This is a genomic window from Pseudomonas entomophila L48, assembly GCF_000026105.1.
GTDB classification, from domain to species: Bacteria; Pseudomonadota; Gammaproteobacteria; order Pseudomonadales; family Pseudomonadaceae; genus Aquipseudomonas; species Aquipseudomonas entomophila.
In genome coordinates, this window is record NC_008027.1 from 791,113 (window position 1) to 807,775 (window position 16,663).

Below are 16,663 nucleotides of genomic sequence, written 5' to 3' on the forward strand. Positions count from 1 at the left end.
AAGCGCCTGCAATCGTGGTCGGGGCGCCGTTGCGCCTTTTTCGGTCGGGTCGCCAAACCCGGTTGCGGAAATGGCCGCGACGGAGGGAATTTATTCCTTAGGGCCTGCTTATGCAAGCTGGGGATGGCTGGGAAAAGGCAACGGACGTTGCGGGAAATTGCCTACGCCGCTGGAAAGGAAAAAATGACCGTCTTGGAGGCTGTGTATTTACCAGATTCCAGGCACAAAAAAAGACGCCCGAGGGCGTCTTCTTCTTTGGATTTGGTGGAGCCGGGGGGATTTGAACCCCCGTCCGCCAGTACTCCGCTGTCGGTACTACATGCTTAGCCGTGTCTACTGATTTAATCCGCAGCCGCCCGACGGGCAGGGTGCTTTGGATGAGTTGGGTAAGTTTTAGTCGCTTCGCCCCCAACGTGCTGCACGACGATCCTGTTCTGTATGACAATCATTTCGGGTTTACAGGCATCCCCTGATGATTGCTGGAGCCGAAGCTACCAGGAGAGCGGGCTCAGCTGCTTACGCAGCGAGAGCGTAGCCCTCGTAGTTTTCGTCATTGGCAACTATAGAAAGTTGCAACAGTGGATTTACGAGTTCTGTTACCAACTCGGCATGCACCTAGAGTTTCGCTACCGGCGTCGAATCCTAATCGGCCCCACACTCAGCTCTAGCTGACCGCACCTTACGGCGCGTGAGGCGGAGTATACGCCTTTGCGCGCGCCGCGTCGACAGGCGGGCGGTTTCAGGTGCCGCTGCCGCCTTTCTCGGTTTTCTCCAGGCGCTCGAGCACCTTGCTGGTGATGGCGATGCATTCCTTGGTGTCGCCGGAGGCCTGGGCGGCCTTGGCTTTGTCCACGTGCTCGGTGAGGGCCTTGTCCAGGCCTTCGGAGGTGGCGCCGGCGGTGGCCATGGCGTCGTCGATCTTTTGCAGGTTCAGGGCGCACAGGTCGTCGGCGGCGAAGACGGGCGAGGCCAGCAGGGTTGCGGCCGCGAACAGGGCGGATAGCGCAGTGCCTTTCATGGGTGTCTCCTCGTTAGGCCTCTGGAGGGTGGGCCTGAAGGGTGGACTGTGCGGGGTTGGCGGGGGTTCCATCGGAGTTGTGAAGCATGCTGGCCTGTGGGAGCGGCCTTACCGAGGCGTCGGACCGATCGGAAAGGGCGCGCAGCGGCCCCCGGGTTTCAGTGTTGAGCAAAGATCGCCGGGGCCGCTTTGCGGCCCTTTCGCGACACAAGGCCGCTCCCACATGGGCCGCGCTATGCCTGAGCCTCACTGCAAACCTGTAGGAGCCAGCCTTGCTGGCGATGCCCGGCAAGGCCGGGCCAGGGGCACTCTGTGGTCTATCCCAGCAGGGCCAGCTCCCACAAAGAAGACAGTTGTTCCCACAGGGGAGAGGTGGTGGCTTAGTTGGCGGATTTCTCCAAGGCTAGCTCCATATCGTCGATCAGGGCCTTGGCCATGGCGCTGAGGATGCGCGCCGAACTGCCGGGGAGCAGGTCGCCTTCCATCTCGGCTTCACAGGTCAGGTGGCGGATGCAGCCGAGCAGTACCGACAACTCGCTGAAGGCATCTGCGAACGGGATGTCGGGCTGCACGCTGAACATGTCCATGCAGCGGGTCTTTCCTGGGGTAACGGTCATGGCTGCGCTCCTGGCTTGTGTTCGAGCAGCGCGCAGGCGAGCTGGCCGAGGTAGTCGCTGGCGGTGAACAGGCGGTCGCGGTAGGCGCCGGGTTCGGTCTTGAAGTAGACATCGAGTACATCGGAAATGGCGGTGGCTACCTCGACGGCAGAGGCCATGGCTTCTTCGCGGGTGAGGGTGGGGGAGATGGTGAGGTAGGACGCTATGTGGGGTGGGTCTGGGACGAGCTTTTTCATTGTTGGAACTCTTGTGCTGTCTCAAGGAAGCACCACCCCAAGGCAATTCTCACAAGACAAAGGGTGGCAGCCGTGAACAGGGTGAGAATCCGGGGCACAAGAAACCCGGTCAGACCGAAGCCTGCCCGCACACGGCTGCCATGGAAGGAAGGCCGAATTTCTTGAGCTTCGGGGTTCTCACACCCCGGTCACCACATGTGGCGACGGAGTGACGTTATCCCTGGGGTATTTCCCCGGCTACGTGACGGCTTCCGACAGGTGCGTAGGATAGGTCCCAAGCTGGTTTGGCTTGAAGCATTTGGTTGCAGGTTCGGAAATGTCGTACGGCTTGAGGGTGGTTCGCCGGCAAGGCCGGCTCCTACGAGGGGGTAGTGCACAAGGCTTTGGTGGCGGGTTTAGACGTGAAGCCGGCACTGCGGGGGATGGCACCGGCTTTGCCGGTGATCGCGGATAAATCCGCTCCTACAGGGGGCGTGCCGGCCTTGGCGTCGGCGCCTTACCTGTAGGAGCGGATTTATCCGCGAATTGGCCGGCAAAGCCGGCACAAGGCTGATTTGCGTCCGTGGCCCGGGCGATTTCAGATCGCGCGGGCCCGCGTTACGCGGTCCACCAGGTACACGAGGCCGTGATAGTCGATGCCGCTATGGCTCGACAAGCCGATCTCGCAGGTGCGGCTGGTGGAGATCCCTTCGCTGCAATACTGCACCGCGTCCTTGAGCGTGCGCAGCGAGTGGGCGTTAAGCTCCGGGGTGGTGAAGCCTTTGTCCCCGGCAAAGCCACAGCAGTGAATGCCCTCGGGGATCACCACCTGCTTGCTGCAGCGCCGCGCCAGGTCGATCAGCGCCTGGCTCTCGCCCAGGTGCTGGGTGCTGCAGGTCACGTGCACCGCCACCGGCTCGTCCTGGGGGGTGAACTCCAGTTTGTCGACCAGGTGGGTGCGGATGAAGCGCACCGGGTCGTACAGGTCCAGCCGGGTTTCGCCCAGGTCCTGCACCAGGCGCAGGGTGCAGGGGCTGGTGTCGCAGTAGATCGGGTCGAGGCCGCCGCGGCTGGCGTGCAGCAGCGCGGTGATCAGCTCCTGGCGCTTGTGCTCGGCCTGCTCGGGGTAGCCCTTGGAGGCGAACGGCTGGCCGCAGCACAGGCTGTCGGCGTTGTCCGGGAACACCACCTGGTAACCGGCTTTCTCGAGCAGGGCGCGGGTCTTGTCCAGCAGCGAGCTTTGCTCGCGGTCGGCGTAGGCGGGGCCCATCACCCGTGAAACACAGGCGGCCAGGTAGACCACGCGGGGGCGGGCGTCGTGGCTCGGTGCGCTGAATTCGATGGCGCGCAGCGGCTGTGGCATGGCGGGGGTCCACTGCGGCAGGCGGCCTTTGCTGGCCTTGCTCAGGCTGGCACTCAGGCGGCTCATGCGTGGGGCGCCGAGCAGCTTGCGCGCGCCGTTGGCGGCGGCCAGGGTGAAGCGGGCGCCGCGCAGGGTGGTGTGGAAATGCTCGGCCAGCCAGTCGGCGGCCTTGCCATGCTCGGCGGCCTGGCCGCGCAGCTTCTTCACCAGCTCGCCGGTGTTGATGCCCACCGGGCAGCGCTGGGCGCACAGGCCGGTGGCGGCGCAGGTGTCGAGGCCTTGGTACTGGTAGGTGCGCAGCAGTTCGCGGGTGTCCGCGCCGGCGCGTTTCTTGGCCTGGATGTCGCGCCACATGACGATGCGCTGGCGGGGGCTGAGGGTCAGCCCTTTGGACGGGCACACCGGTTCGCAGAAGCCGCACTCGATGCACTTGTCGACGATCTCGTCGGCAGCGGGCAGCGGCTTGAGGTTTTTCAGGTGGATGTCCGGGTCGCTGCTCAACACCACGTCGGGGTTGAGGATGCCGTTGGGGTCGAGCAGGCGCTTGAGCTGCCACATCAGCTGGTAGGCGTCCTTGCCCCATTCCAGCTCGACGAAGGGCGCCATGTTGCGCCCGGTGCCGTGCTCGGCCTTGAGCGAGCCACCGAACTCCACCGCCACCAGTTGCGCCACGTCGTCCATGAAGGCTTGGTAGCGGGCGACTTCTTCAGCGCTGTTGAAGCCCTGGGTGAAGACGAAGTGCAGGTTGCCTTCCAGGGCGTGGCCGAAAATGATCGCCTCGTCGTAGCGGTGCTTGTCGAACAGCTGGATCAGGCGGTTGACGCCCTCGGCCAGTTGCTCGACGGGGAAGGTCACGTCCTCGATGATCACCGTGGTGCCGGTCTGGCGCACGGCGCCGACGGCGGGGAAGGTGTCCTTGCGGATTTTCCACAGCTGGTTGTACACCGTCGGGTCTTCGCTGAAGGCGACTTTCTGCTCCAGCGGGAACTCGGCGATGGACGCCATCACCTGGTCGAGCTGTTCGTGCAGCAGGCTCTGGCTGGCGGCGCGGGACTCGATCAGCAGGGCGCAGGCGTTGGCCGAGAGGCCTTTCACCCAGGCCGGCATGCCGGGCATGTCCTGCACCGAGCGCAGGCTGCGGCGGTCGAGCAGCTCCACGGCGGACACCGGCTGCGGTTTGAGCAGGGTCACCGCCCGGCAGCAGCTTTCCACGCTGGGGAATACCAGCAGCGCGCTGGCCTTGTGCGGGTGGTCGGGCACGGTGTCGTAGGTGACGGCGCTGATGAAGCCGAGGGTGCCTTCGGAGCCGACCAGCAGATGCTGCAGGATGTCGAGTGGCTGGTCGTAGTCCACCAGTGCGTTGAGTGACAGACCGGTGGTGTTCTTCAGTCGGTACTTGTGTCGGATACGGTCGGCCAGCTCAAGGTTGGCGCGGGTCTCGCGGCCAAGGCGGGCCAGTTCGTGCAGCAGGCCGGCGTGGCTTTGCTCGAACGCGGCGACGCTGGCTGGGTCTTCGCTGTCCAGGCGGGTGCCGTCGGCTAGCACCAGGCGCAGGCCGGCGAGGGTGTGGTAGGTGTTTTGCGCGGTGCCGCAGCACATGCCGCTGGCGTTGTTGGCGACGATGCCGCCGATCTTGCAGGCGTTGATCGAGGCAGGGTCCGGGCCGATCTTGCGCCCGAAGGGGGCGAGCCAGGCGTTGGCCTGGGCGCCGATCACGCCGGGTTGCAGGCGGATCTGCGTGCCCTGGCCGCGGATCTCGCGGCCATTCCAGTTGTCACCGAGCACGATCAGCACCGAGTCGCTGATGGCCTGGCCCGACAGGCTGGTGCCGGCGGCGCGGAAGGTCACTGGCACGCGTTCGCGCTGGGCCAGCTGCAGCAGGGCGACCACTTCGTCCTCGGACTCCACCCGCACCACCAGCTTGGGGATCAGCCGGTAGAAACTGGCGTCGGTGCCAAAGGCCAGGGTCGAGGTCGGGTCGTCGAAGCGGCGTTCGGCGGGGATCAGGCGCTCGGCATCACGCAGGAACGCGGCGGGCAGGCTCATGCAGTCTCCTCGCGGGGCCGCGGCGTCTTGTGCGCGGCGTGCCCCGGGCAATCAGGCGTTGGCGGGCGCGTTCAGGCGCCCAGTTCGCGGACCAGCGAGTCGCGGGTGATCTCGCTGATGGACTTGGCGCCGGTCAGCACCATGGCCACGCGCATTTCTTTCTCGAACAGCGCCAGCAGGTTCTTCACCCCGGCCTCGCCGTGGGTGGCCAGGGCATAGAGGAAGGCGCGGCCGATCAGCACGGTGTCGGCGCCCAGGGCGATCATGCGCACCACGTCGAGGCCGCTGCGGATGCCGGAGTCGGCGAGGATCTTGATGTCGCCCTTCACCGCATCGGCGATCGCCGGCAAGGCGCGGGCGCTGGACAGCACGCCGTCGAGCTGGCGGCCGCCGTGGTTGGAAACGACGATGCCGTCGGCACCGAACTTGACCGCGTCGCGGGCGTCGTCGGCGTCGAGGATGCCCTTGATGATCATCGGGCCGTCCCAGAATTCGCGGATCCACTCCAGGTCTTTCCAGGAGATGGACGGGTCGAAGTTGTTGCCCAACCAGCCGATGTAGTCGGCCAGGCCCGTGGGGTTGCCCCGGTATTTGGAGATGTTGCCCAGGTCATGCGGGCGGCCGAGCAGGCCGACATCCAGCGCCCACTGCGGGTGGGTCATGGCCTGCCACACGCGGCGCAGCGGCGCGTTCGGGCCGCTCATGCCGGAGTGGGCGTCGCGGTAGCGGGCGCCGGGCACGGGCATGTCGACGGTGAACACCAGGGTTTTCACGCCGGCCGCTTTCGCCCGCTCCAGGGCGTTGCGCATGAAGCCGCGGTCTTTCAGTACATACAGCTGGAACCACATCGGCCGGTCGATGGCCGGGGCCACTTCCTCGATCGGGCACACCGACACCGTCGACATCGTGAACGGGATGCCATGGGCCGCCGCCGCACGCGCCGCCTGCACTTCGCCGCGGCGGGCGTACATGCCGGTGAGGCCGACCGGGGCCAGGGCCACGGGCATGCTCAGGGTTTCGTCGAACAGCCGGGTCTCGAGGCTCAGGTCCGACATGTTCTTCAGCACGCGCTGACGCAGGGCGATGCTAGCCAGGTCGGAAACGTTGTGGCGCAGGGTGTGCTCGGCGTAGGCACCGCCGTCGGCGTAGTGGAAGAGGAAGGGGGGCAGCTTGCGTTGGGCCGCGGCGCGATAGTCGGTGGAGGCGGAAATGATCATGGATTCTCGCAGCGTGGGTTGAAGGTGATGCCGGGCGCTCGCTGGCGCCCGGGCCCTTTCACTTTAGTGATGAACCAGCATGCCGGTCAGCCAATAGGCCTGGATCAGGGTGATCAGGCCGACGATGGTGGCGAAGAACAGGCTGTGCTTGACGGTGAAGCGGAACAGGTCGGACTCCTTGCCCACCAGGCCGGTGGCGGCGCAGGCCACGGCGATCGACTGTGGCGAGATCATCTTGCCGGTCACGCCGCCGCTGGTGTTGGCCGCCACCAGCAGGGTGTCGTTGACCCCGATCTGGTGCGCGGTGGTGGCCTGCAGCGAGCTGAACAGGGCGTTGGACGAGGTGTCGGAACCGGTCAGGAACACGCCCAGCCAACCCAGGAACGGCGAGAAGAACGGGAACGCGGCGCCGGTGCCGGCCAGTACCAGGGCCATGGTCGAGGACATGCCCGAGTAGTTGGTGACGAAGGCGAAGGCCAGCACCATGCCGATCGACAGGATCGGCCAGCGCAGTTCCCAGAAGGTCTCTTTGAAAGTGGTCAGACCAGTTTTGAGGTTGATCTTCAGCACCCACATCGAGATCAGTGCCGAGAGGAAGATCGCGGTGCCGGTGGCGGAGATCGGGTCGAGCTTGAACACCGCCGGCATGGCGGTCGGCGCGGTGACGATCGGCGCGGTCTTGATCACCAACTGGTCGAGGTGCGGGATGGCGAAGTTGAACACGAAGTTGTACATCGCGCCGCCCGGGGCGAAGGCCGCCTTGAACGGCTTCAAGGTCCAGATCGTGACCAGCACGGTCAGGATCAGGAACGGCGACCAGGCCTTGAAGATCTCGCCAAAGCTGTACGGCGTTGGCTGGCTGCCGCTCGATTGCACGGCGGCGGCGCCGACGCTGCCCTTGGCCTCGGCGAACGAGCGCTTGGGCTGCCAGACCTTCAGGAACAGGGTCAGGGCGATCAGGCTGGCCAGGGCCGAGGTGATATCCGGCAGCTCCGGGCCGATGAAGTTGGAGGTGAAGTACTGGGTGACGGCGAAGCTTGCGCCGGCGACCAAGGCGGCGGGCCAGGTCTCTTTCACGCCGCGCAGGCCGTCCATCATGAACACCAGCCAGAACGGCACGAACAGCGACAGCAGCGGCAGTTGGCGGCCGGTCATGGCGCCGATGTGGAAGGCGTCGATGCCGGTCACTTGCCCGGCGACGATGATCGGGATGCCCAGGGCACCGAAGGCCACCGGCGCGGTGTTGGCGATCAGGCACAGGCCGGCGGCGTACAGCGGGTTGAAGCCCAGGCCCACCAGCAGCGCGGCGGTGATGGCCACCGGCGCGCCGAAGCCGGCCGCGCCTTCGAGGAAGGCACCGAAGCAGAAGCCGATCAGCAGCACCTGCAGGCGCTGGTCGTCGGTGATCGACAGCACCGAGCTGCGGATCACTTCGAACTGGCCGCTCTTGACCGTGAGTTTGTAGAGGAACACCGCGGCGACGATGATCCAGGCAATCGGCCACAGGCCGTAGAGGAAGCCATACCCAGCAGCGGCCAGGGCCATGTCGACAGGCATCTGGAAGGCGAAGATCGCCACCAGGATCGACAGCGCGAGGGTGATGCTGCCGGCGACGTGGCCTTTGAGGCGGAACACGGCGAGGGCGAGGAAGAAGAACACGATGGGGATGACCGCCGCCAGCGCGGACAGGCCAAGGCTACCAAGCGGGGTATAGAGTTGTTGCCAGGTTTGCATATGGGGTGGCCCCTAATTGTTGTTGGTCAAGGCACTGGCATTGGATAATTGGTAAGACCAATTTACAATGGCTGGGCGCTAGGTTAAGAGCCCGGTCATGGCTGTGTCAATTTGTCCTACACAAAACTTTGGTCGAGCTCCGATGAATGGCCGTTTGGATGAATGGGGTCGCAGTAGCGACGCATTCGGGTTTTTTGGCCTGTTGTGTAGGAGCGGCCTTGTGCCGCGAACGGGCCGCAAGGCGGCCCCTGCCTGGCGGAACATCTGTCACCCTGCTGCGGATAAGCGCAGAATAAGCGCCCCCGAAATCGGTGCCGGGGCACGTGGAGAGCAAGCAATGGTTTTTGATCAGGTCCGCCAACGGCGCCTGTCCGACGACATCGTCGATCGGTTGGAAGGGATGATTCTCGAAGGTACGTTGACGTCGGGGCAGCGCCTGCCCGCCGAGCGCGTGCTGGCCGAGCAGTTCGGCGTGTCCCGCCCGTCACTGCGCGAGGCGATCCAGAAGCTGGTGGCCAAGGGGCTGCTGGTCAGCCGCCAGGGTGGTGGCAACTACGTGGCCGAAGCCTTGGGCTCCACGTTCAGCGACCCGTTGCTGCAACTACTCGAACGCAACCCGGAGGCCCAGCGCGACCTGCTGGAGTTCCGCCACACGCTGGAGGCGTCATGCGCCTACTATGCGGCCCAGCGCGCCACCGAGCCTGACCGCGAGCGGTTGAAGGTCGCGTTCGACGCGCTACAGGACTGCTACAACCGTGTCGGCGAGGTCGACCGGGCGGAGGAGGGCGCGGCCGATGCGCGCTTCCACCTGGCCATTGCCGAGGCCAGCCACAATGCCGTGCTGCTGCACACCATCCGCGGGCTGTTCGACCTGCTCAAGCGCAACGTGGTGACCAATATCGGCGGTATGTACCAACAGCGCAGCGAGACGCGCGACATGCTGATCAGCCAGCATCGCGAGTTGTACCAGGCGATTGTCGAAGGGCGCGCGGAGGATGCGCGGGAGGTGTCCAGCCGGCACATTTTGTATGTGCAGGAAGTGCTGGAAGAAGTGCAGCAGCAAGCGCAGCGGGTGGCGCGGGCGGAGCGGCGCAGCGGGCGCTGATTCTCGCCGCCTGCGGCATGCACGGTTGTTGTGGGAGCGGCCTTGTGTCGCGAAAAGGGCGCGCAGCGGCCTCAGGATCTTTGCATCACTCAAGATCGCTGGGGCTGCTTCGCAGCCCTATCGCGACGCAAGGCCGCTCCCACGGGCACCGCGTAGGGCAGGTGTTACTCTTCCTTGCCCTTGTTGCGCATGGTGCGCTGCAGCTCGCGGTTGGAGTCGCGCTCGCGCACGGTGTCGCGCTTGTCGAACTCCTTCTTGCCCTTGCCCAGCGCGATCTCGCACTTGATCAGGTGCTTGCTCCAGTACAGCGACATCGCCACGCAGGTGTAGCCCTTCTGCGCCACGGCCGCTTCCAGGCGCTCCAGCTCGCGCTTGTTCAGCAGCAGCTTGCGGGTGCGGATGGGGTCGGCGATGACGTGGGTGCTGGCGGTGGTCAGCGGGGTGATGTGGCTGCCGAACAGCCAGGCTTCGCCATCCTTGAGCAGCACGTAGCTGTCGGTCAGGTGCGCCTTGCCGGCCCGCAGGCTCTTTACTTCCCAGCCGGACAGGACCAGCCCGGCCTCGAACTTGTGTTCGATGAAGTAATCGTGTCGCGCCTTCTTGTTCTGCGCGATGGTCCCGGTCGGATGTTTCTTTTGCTTAGCCATAGGGGCGGCATTATAGGGAGAGTCCGCGTCCTCGGCTACGGGGTTTAGGTGCGCTTGAGCCAGTTGTGTGAATCCCGGACAATACAGGCCTCGTTCTGCCGCGCAGAACCGTATTCGAGGCGCTGCAACGCGCCGCCGCCCAGATTGGAAGTGACGCCTGGATGACTACCCATATTCAACGCTCCGCCCTGCTGCCATACCCTGCCCAGGCGCTCTACGACCTGGTCAACGATGTGGCCAGCTACCCGGAGTTCCTGCCCTGGTGCTCGGCCTCGACGGTGATCGAAGCCAGCGACACGCACATGCGCGCCAGGCTCGAAGTGGCCAAGGGTGGGATGAGCCAGCAATTTGTCACCAGCAATGTGCTGGTGCCGGGGCAGTCGATCGAGATGAACCTGGAGGAAGGGCCGTTCAGCCAGTTGCATGGGGTGTGGGTCTTCAAGCCGCTGGGTGAGAAGGCCTGCAAGATCAGCCTCGACCTGTCGTTCGATTACGCCGGGGCGCTGGTGCGCGCCACCCTGGGGCCGCTGTTCAACCAGGCGGCCAATACCATGGTCGACGCGTTTTGCCAGCGTGCCAAGCAGCTCCATGGCTGAAACGTCGCTGCGCATCGAGGTGGTCTACGCCACCCCGGAGCGGCAATGGCTGCTGGCGTGCGAGGTGCCGGCCGGCACCTCGGTGAGTGAAGCGCTGCGATTGTCCGGGTTGGCCGAGCAGGTGCCGGGGCTGGATTTGCCTGGCAGCCCTGTAGGCATCTTCGGCAAAGTGGTGAGTGAGCCGGCTGTGCGCCTGGTAGAGGAGGGCGACCGGCTCGAGGTCTACCGGCCGTTGCTGGCCGACCCCAAGGAAACTCGCAGGCAACGAGCGGCCAAAGCCAAGGCGGCACGCGAACGTTGACTGCTCCTTGCCTGCCGAACAGGCAATAAAAAGCCCGGATCCAGTCCGGGCTTTTTATTGCCACCGCGATTATTGCGGCGAGGTTTCCAGCGGCGCTGGCGTCGGGACCGGGGTGGTCTCGATGGTGTCGATCTCTTTCTGCAGCGTGTCTTCCAACGAACCTGGCTTGGCCGGTTTTTCCTGCGGCTGGCTTGGCTGCTTGGCTGGGCTTACCGTGGTATCGCCGCTGCCGCCGAGGATTTCCTGGTCGCGGCTCACGCCTGGCATGAAGTCGCCGGACAGGCTGACCAGTTGGTCGCTTTCGTTGAAGAAGATGCTCATGCGTTCTTGCTGACGCTGGCCGCCACCGGGCTGCAGGCTATACAGATAGTCCCAGCGGTTGGTGTGGAAGGTGTCCTGGATCAGCGGGTTGCCCATGATAAACCTTACTTGCCGACGGGTCATTCCGGGGCGCAATTGGTCTATCATGTCCTGCGTGACGACATTGCCCTGCTGGATGTCGATTTTGTAAACCCCGGGAAACGAGCAACCGGCGAGTGCGAGCAGTCCCACGAGAGTGAAACTGGTTAGCAAGAGCTTGGTGTTGTTTTGCATCGGTGGGCGACTTCCACTATCTTGGCTGGACAACGTAAACCCCGATCATACCCGTATTAAGAGAAGCTGCGAAGCAGCATCGGCGAGAAAGCTGACCATGGTTGAAAATAGCGAATTGCGCAAAGCGGGCCTCAAGGTAACCCTGCCTCGAGTCAAGATCCTTCAGATGCTCGACTCCACCGAGCAGCGTCACATGAGTGCCGAGGATGTCTACAAGGCGCTGATGGAAGCTGGCGAGGATGTCGGTCTGGCGACCGTGTATCGCGTACTGACCCAGTTCGAAGCGGCGGGTCTGGTGGTTCGCCACAACTTCGACGGCGGCCACGCGGTGTTCGAGCTGGCCGACGGCGGCCACCACGACCACATGGTCAACGTGGAGACCAGTGAGGTCATCGAATTCATGGATGCTGAAATCGAACGCCGTCAGAAAGAAATCGTGGCCGAGCACGGCTACGAGCTGGTGGACCACAATCTGGTCCTCTATGTGCGTAAGAAGAAGTAACGATTCCGATCGTTATCGACAGCAAAGGCGACCCTAGGGTCGCCTTTGTGCTTTTCGGGGGGCTGATGCGGCCCCTGTAGGAGCGGCTTCAGCCGCGATCACCCGCAAAGCGGGTGCCAGGCACCGCGATGCCTGCATCGCGGCTAAAGCCGCTCCTACAAGCGCGCAGGTCTCAAGCCTTGCCGCTCACCACCATCTTGCGCGCATGGGCCAACGATTCCTTGGTCAGGTCGATCCCGCCAAGCATCCGCGCCACTTCTTCGACCCGCTCACGCTTGCCCAGGCTGGCGACAGCGGTGTGGGTGGTGTCACTGTTGCGCACCTTGTGCACGAACAGGTGGTGGTGCCCCTGCGCCGCCACCTGGGGCAGGTGGGTCACGGTCAGCACCTGGCCGCGTTCACCTAGCCGGCGCAGCAACTGGCCGACGATTTCCGCGGTGGGGCCACCGATGCCCACGTCCACTTCGTCGAACACCAGCGTCGGGATGCGCGAGGTCTGCGCGGTGATCACCTGGATCGCCAGGCTGATGCGCGACAGCTCGCCGCCCGACGCGACCTTGGCCAGCCCCTTGAGTGGTTGGCCGGGGTTGGCGCTGACCAGCAGCTCGATCTGCTCCAGGCCATGGGGTGAAAGCTCGCTGTTGTCGAAAGGCGTGAGCGCGATGCAGAAACGCCCGCCCGGCATCCCCAGGCGCTGGATCTCCTGCTCGACGGCCGTAGCCAGCTGCTTCGCTGCCTGCTGGCGCAGGGCGCTGAGTTCGCAAGCCTTCTCTTTATAGTGATGGGCGTAGGCGGCCAGCTCTTCGCCCAGGCGTTCGATCGACTCGTCGCTGGCGTTCAAGCCTTCCAGCTCTTCCATCAAGCGCTGTTGCAGGTGCGGCAGCTCGGTGGGGTGCACGCGATGTTTGCGGGCGAGGGTGTAGATGGTGTCGAGCCGCTCTTCCAGCGCTTGCAGGCGCATGGGGTCGGCGTCGAAATGGTCGAGGAAACGATTGAGTTCGCCGACCGCTTCCTCCACCTGGATCTGCGCGCTGGCGATCAGATTGACTGCCTCGCCCAGCGCCTTGGGGCCGTTATTTACGGCGGTGAGCCGGTTGAGGCTGACGGTCAGGGCGTTGAGCACATTGCCCGAATCGCTTTCGCTGCACTGGTCGATGACCTGGCGGCAGATGCCAAACAGCGCCTCGGCATTGGTCAGGTTCTTGTGCTCTTGCTCAAGCTGCTCCAGTTCGTGCTCACCGAGCCCCAGGTTGTCCAGCTCTTCGAGTTGGTAGCTGAGCAACTGGTGGCGCGCGCGCTGCTCGTCACCCGAATTGCTCAGCCGCTCCAGCTCCAGGCGGGTCTGGTTCCAGCGCTTGGCGGCCAGTTGCACCTGGCGTGCGAGATCAGTGGCGCCGGCGTACTCGTCCACCAGGCGGCGGTGGGTGTCGGTTTTCAGCAGCGACTGGTGTTCATGCTGGCTGTGGATGTCGATCAGCAGCTCGCCCAGCGCCTTCAAGTCGCCCAGCGGGCAGGGCGTGCCGTTGATGTAGCCGCGGCTGCGGCCTTCGGCGGTGATCACCCGGCGCAGGATGCACGGGCCGTCGCTCTCCAGGTCACGCTCCGCGAGCCAGTCGTGGGCTTCGGGGATGTCGACCAGGTCGAAGGTGGCGAGGATGTCGGCCTTGTCCGCGCCCGGGCGCACCACGCCGCTGTCGGCGCGGTCGCCCAGGGCCAGGCCGAGGGCGTCGAGCATGATCGACTTGCCGGCCCCGGTTTCGCCGGTGATCACGGACATGCCGCGGGCGAGTTCGAGGTCGAGGTGTTCGACGATGGCGTAGTTGTGGATGGACAGGTGCACCAGCATGGGGCGGCTCCCGAAGGGTCGTGTCTGGATATTTATACAGTGCTTTTCGCGACTCTGCCAATAGCCGCCGATGAATGTGGAAAAGCACCTCGCCCCTTGAACCTGGTTTTTCCGGCCCCATATAGCCGGCAAGACATGGCGAGCCTGGCTCGTACAACAGAAATTGCGGAGGAGAAACCTAATGGCTGACGAACAGCTGGATGAGAAGAACCTGAATTCCGAAGAAGCCGGCGCTGTGAATGGCGATGCCCGCGTCCAGGAGCTCGAGGAGCAGCTGGCCGCCGCCAAGGACCAGTCCCTGCGCGCCGCCGCCGACCTGCAGAACATTCGCCGCCGTGCCGAGCAGGACGTCGAGAAGGCCCACAAGTTCGCCCTGGAGAAGTTCGCCGGCGACCTGCTGCCGATCATCGACAGCCTGGAGCGTGGCCTGGAACTGTCCAACGCCGACGACGACACCATCAAGCCGATGCGCGAAGGCATCGAGCTGACCCTGAAGATGTTCCACGACACCCTCAAGCGCTACAACCTGGAAGCCCTCGAGCCGCACGGCGAGCCGTTCAACGCCGAGCACCACCAGGCCATGGCCATGCAGGAAAGTGCCGACGTAGAGCCCAACAGCGTGCTCAAGGTGTTCCAGAAGGGCTACCTGCTCAACGGCCGCCTGCTGCGCCCCGCCATGGTGGTGGTCAGCAAGTCGCCGGCACCGGCGCAACCTTCTATCGATGAGAAGGCTTGAAATCCGTCGGGGCATCCCCATCTAGGTGTCAAGCATTCAAGTATTACCGCAGTTGGCCAATGTAGCCGCTGCCACCTAATTCAAGTTTCGGGAGAGTAAACATGGGTAAAATCATCGGTATCGACCTGGGGACCACCAACTCCTGCGTCTCCGTGCTGGAAAACGGCACCGCCAAGGTTATCGAGAACGCCGAAGGCGCGCGTACCACCCCTTCGATCATCGCCTACGCCAACGACGGCGAGATCCTGGTTGGCCAGTCGGCCAAGCGCCAGGCGGTCACCAACCCGCACAACACCCTGTTCGCGGTAAAGCGCCTGATCGGCCGCCGCTTCGACGAAGAAGTCGTGCAGAAAGACATCAAGCTGGTGCCTTACAAGATCGTCAAGGCCAGCAATGGTGACGCTTGGGTACAAGCCAGCGGCAAGGACATGGCGCCGCCGCAGATCAGCGCCGAAGTGCTGAAAAAGATGAAGAAGACCGCCGAAGACTACCTCGGCGAGCCCGTTACCGAAGCGGTCATCACCGTGCCGGCCTACTTCAACGACAGCCAGCGCCAGGCGACCAAGGACGCCGGCCGTATCGCTGGCCTGGACGTAAAACGCATCATCAACGAGCCGACCGCCGCCGCGCTGGCCTACGGCATGGACAAGGCCAAGGGCGACCACACTGTCATCGTCTATGACCTGGGTGGTGGTACCTTCGACGTGTCGGTCATCGAAATCGCCGAAGTCGACGGTGAGCACCAGTTCGAAGTACTGGCCACCAACGGCGACACCTTCCTGGGTGGCGAAGACTTCGACATGCGCCTGATCGACTACCTCGTCGACGAGTTCAAGAAAGAGTCCGGCATGGACCTGAAGAACGATCCTCTGGCCCTGCAGCGCCTGAAAGAAGCCGCTGAAAAAGCCAAGATCGAACTGTCCTCGGCTCAGTCGACCGACGTCAACCTGCCGTACATCACTGCAGACGCGACCGGCCCCAAGCACCTGAACGTGAAGATCTCCCGCGCCAAGCTGGAAGCGTTGGTCGAAGACCTGGTCACCCGTACCATCGAGCCTTGCCGCATCGCCCTGAAAGACGCCGGCATCGACGCCAGCAAGATCGACGACGTGATCCTGGTCGGTGGCCAGACCCGTATGCCGATGGTGCAAAAAGCCGTTGCCGACTTCTTCGGTAAAGAAGCGCGTAAAGACGTCAACCCGGACGAAGCCGTCGCCATGGGTGCCGCCATCCAGGGCGCCGTTCTGGCCGGTGACGTGAAGGACGTGCTGCTGCTGGACGTCAGCCCGCTCACTCTCGGTATCGAAACCATGGGTGGCGTGATGACCGCGCTGATCGAGAAGAACACCACCATCCCGACCAAGAAGTCGCAGGTGTTCTCGACCGCGGACGACAACCAGGGCGCCGTGACCATCCACGTGCTGCAGGGCGAGCGCAAGCAAGCTTCGCAGAACAAGTCGCTGGGCAAGTTCGACCTGGCTGATATTCCGCCAGCACCGCGCGGCGTACCGCAAATCGAAGTGACCTTCGACATTGACGCCAACGGCATCCTGCACGTCGGCGCCAAAGACAAGGCCACCGGCAAGGCTCAGTCGATCGTGATCAAGGCCAACTCCGGCCTGTCCGACGAAGAAGTCGAGCGCATGGTGCGTGACGCCGAGGCCAACGCCGAGGAAGACCGCAAGTTCGAAGAGCTGGCCGCTGCCCGTAACCAGGGTGACGCGCTGGTCCACTCGACCCGCAAGATGGTCGCTGACGCCGGTGACAAGGTCACCGCCGAAGAGAAGACTGCCATCGAAGCGGCCGTGGTTGCCCTGGAAGCCGCCGTCAAGGGCGACGACAAGGCCGCCATCGACGCCAAGGTCGAGGAGCTGTCCAAGGTCTCGGCTCCTGTCGCTCAGAAGATGTACGCCGAGCAGCAGGCCGAACAGCCACAGGGCGGCGCCCAGCAGGCCGAGCCGGAAGCCAAGCACGATGACGTGGTTGACGCCGAGTTCGAAGAAGTAAAAGACAACAACAAGCAGTAATTTCTGCATGTTGTCGGCCGGTTCACCGCCGTTTGGCGGTGAGCTGGTAGGATGTCGCCGCGCGGGGGCTTGCTCCCGCGTTGGCGTGTCTGGAACACG

General features: G+C 64.1%; 15 protein-coding genes and 1 other RNA gene. 6 read left to right on the forward strand and 10 right to left on the reverse strand.

What is annotated here, in order from left to right:
- Positions 1-262 precede the first annotated feature (262 nt).
- From ssrA to PSEEN_RS03545, 7 genes are all read right to left on the reverse strand, one after another.
- Positions 263-654: a transfer-messenger RNA gene (gene ssrA / locus PSEEN_RS25940) on the reverse strand.
- An 85-nt stretch (positions 655-739) separates the two neighbouring features.
- Positions 740-1,018 carry a hypothetical protein gene (locus PSEEN_RS03520; RefSeq protein WP_011532112.1) on the reverse strand — a complete coding sequence of 93 codons (279 nt, stop codon included), beginning with the start codon at positions 1,016-1,018 and terminating at the stop codon, positions 740-742.
- A 380-nt stretch (positions 1,019-1,398) separates the two neighbouring features.
- Positions 1,399-1,635 (reverse strand): DUF3077 domain-containing protein, encoded by a 237-nt coding sequence (locus PSEEN_RS03525; protein ID WP_231845293.1) that lies wholly within the window; start codon positions 1,633-1,635, stop codon positions 1,399-1,401.
- Positions 1,632-1,871, reverse strand: coding sequence for a hypothetical protein (locus tag PSEEN_RS03530; protein ID WP_011532114.1), 240 nt, complete (start codon positions 1,869-1,871; stop codon positions 1,632-1,634). The genes PSEEN_RS03525 and PSEEN_RS03530 overlap by 4 nt, the downstream gene beginning before the upstream one ends.
- Positions 1,872-2,448: 577 nt before the next feature.
- Positions 2,449-5,259, reverse strand: coding sequence for an FAD-binding and (Fe-S)-binding domain-containing protein (locus PSEEN_RS03535; RefSeq protein ID WP_011532116.1), 2,811 nt, complete (start codon positions 5,257-5,259; stop codon positions 2,449-2,451).
- Between the two features lie 71 nt (positions 5,260-5,330).
- Positions 5,331-6,476, reverse strand: a complete 1,146-nt coding sequence (lldD, locus tag PSEEN_RS03540) for an FMN-dependent L-lactate dehydrogenase LldD (protein ID WP_011532117.1) — start codon at positions 6,474-6,476, stop codon at positions 5,331-5,333.
- A 63-nt stretch (positions 6,477-6,539) separates the two neighbouring features.
- Complete coding sequence (locus tag PSEEN_RS03545) at positions 6,540-8,210, reverse strand: lactate permease LctP family transporter (RefSeq protein ID WP_011532118.1); 1,671 nt, start codon at positions 8,208-8,210, stop codon at positions 6,540-6,542.
- 337 nt (positions 8,211-8,547) lie between these two features.
- On the opposite strand from PSEEN_RS03545, the gene PSEEN_RS03550 reads away from it, so the two are divergent.
- Positions 8,548-9,315 (forward strand): FCD domain-containing protein, encoded by a 768-nt coding sequence (locus tag PSEEN_RS03550; protein WP_011532119.1) that lies wholly within the window; start codon positions 8,548-8,550, stop codon positions 9,313-9,315.
- Between the two features lie 164 nt (positions 9,316-9,479).
- On the opposite strand, the gene smpB is transcribed toward PSEEN_RS03550, so the two are convergent.
- On the reverse strand, positions 9,480-9,962 hold the full coding sequence (smpB, locus tag PSEEN_RS03555; RefSeq protein ID WP_011532120.1) for an SsrA-binding protein SmpB: 483 nt from the start codon (positions 9,960-9,962) through the stop codon (positions 9,480-9,482).
- Between the two features lie 161 nt (positions 9,963-10,123).
- Between smpB and PSEEN_RS03560 the strand changes: the two genes are divergently transcribed.
- Positions 10,124-10,558, forward strand: coding sequence for a type II toxin-antitoxin system RatA family toxin (locus tag PSEEN_RS03560; protein WP_011532121.1), 435 nt, complete (start codon positions 10,124-10,126; stop codon positions 10,556-10,558).
- Complete coding sequence (locus tag PSEEN_RS03565; protein ID WP_011532122.1) at positions 10,551-10,859, forward strand: RnfH family protein; 309 nt, start codon at positions 10,551-10,553, stop codon at positions 10,857-10,859. The genes PSEEN_RS03560 and PSEEN_RS03565 overlap by 8 nt, the downstream gene beginning before the upstream one ends.
- 69 nt (positions 10,860-10,928) lie before the next feature.
- Here the strand turns inward: PSEEN_RS03565 and PSEEN_RS03570 are convergent, their stop codons facing one another.
- A complete protein-coding gene (locus PSEEN_RS03570) occupies positions 10,929-11,453 on the reverse strand; it encodes an outer membrane protein assembly factor BamE (RefSeq protein WP_011532123.1) in 525 nt (174 codons plus the stop codon).
- 97 nt (positions 11,454-11,550) lie between these two features.
- Here PSEEN_RS03570 and fur point away from each other — a divergent pair, with 97 nt between their 5' ends.
- Positions 11,551-11,955 carry a ferric iron uptake transcriptional regulator gene (gene fur, locus PSEEN_RS03575; RefSeq protein WP_008096237.1) on the forward strand — a complete coding sequence of 135 codons (405 nt, stop codon included), beginning with the start codon at positions 11,551-11,553 and terminating at the stop codon, positions 11,953-11,955.
- Positions 11,956-12,127: 172 nt separating this feature from the next.
- On the opposite strand, the gene recN is transcribed toward fur, so the two are convergent.
- Positions 12,128-13,801, reverse strand: coding sequence for a DNA repair protein RecN (gene recN, locus PSEEN_RS03580; RefSeq protein WP_011532124.1), 1,674 nt, complete (start codon positions 13,799-13,801; stop codon positions 12,128-12,130).
- 181 nt (positions 13,802-13,982) lie between these two features.
- Here recN and grpE point away from each other — a divergent pair, with 181 nt between their 5' ends.
- Entirely contained in the window at positions 13,983-14,537 is a 555-nt protein-coding gene (grpE, locus tag PSEEN_RS03585) for a nucleotide exchange factor GrpE (RefSeq protein WP_011532125.1), read from the forward strand.
- A 101-nt stretch (positions 14,538-14,638) separates the two neighbouring features.
- A complete protein-coding gene (gene dnaK / locus PSEEN_RS03590) occupies positions 14,639-16,564 on the forward strand; it encodes a molecular chaperone DnaK (RefSeq protein WP_011532126.1) in 1,926 nt (641 codons plus the stop codon).
- The last annotated feature ends 99 nt before the right edge of the window (positions 16,565-16,663 follow it).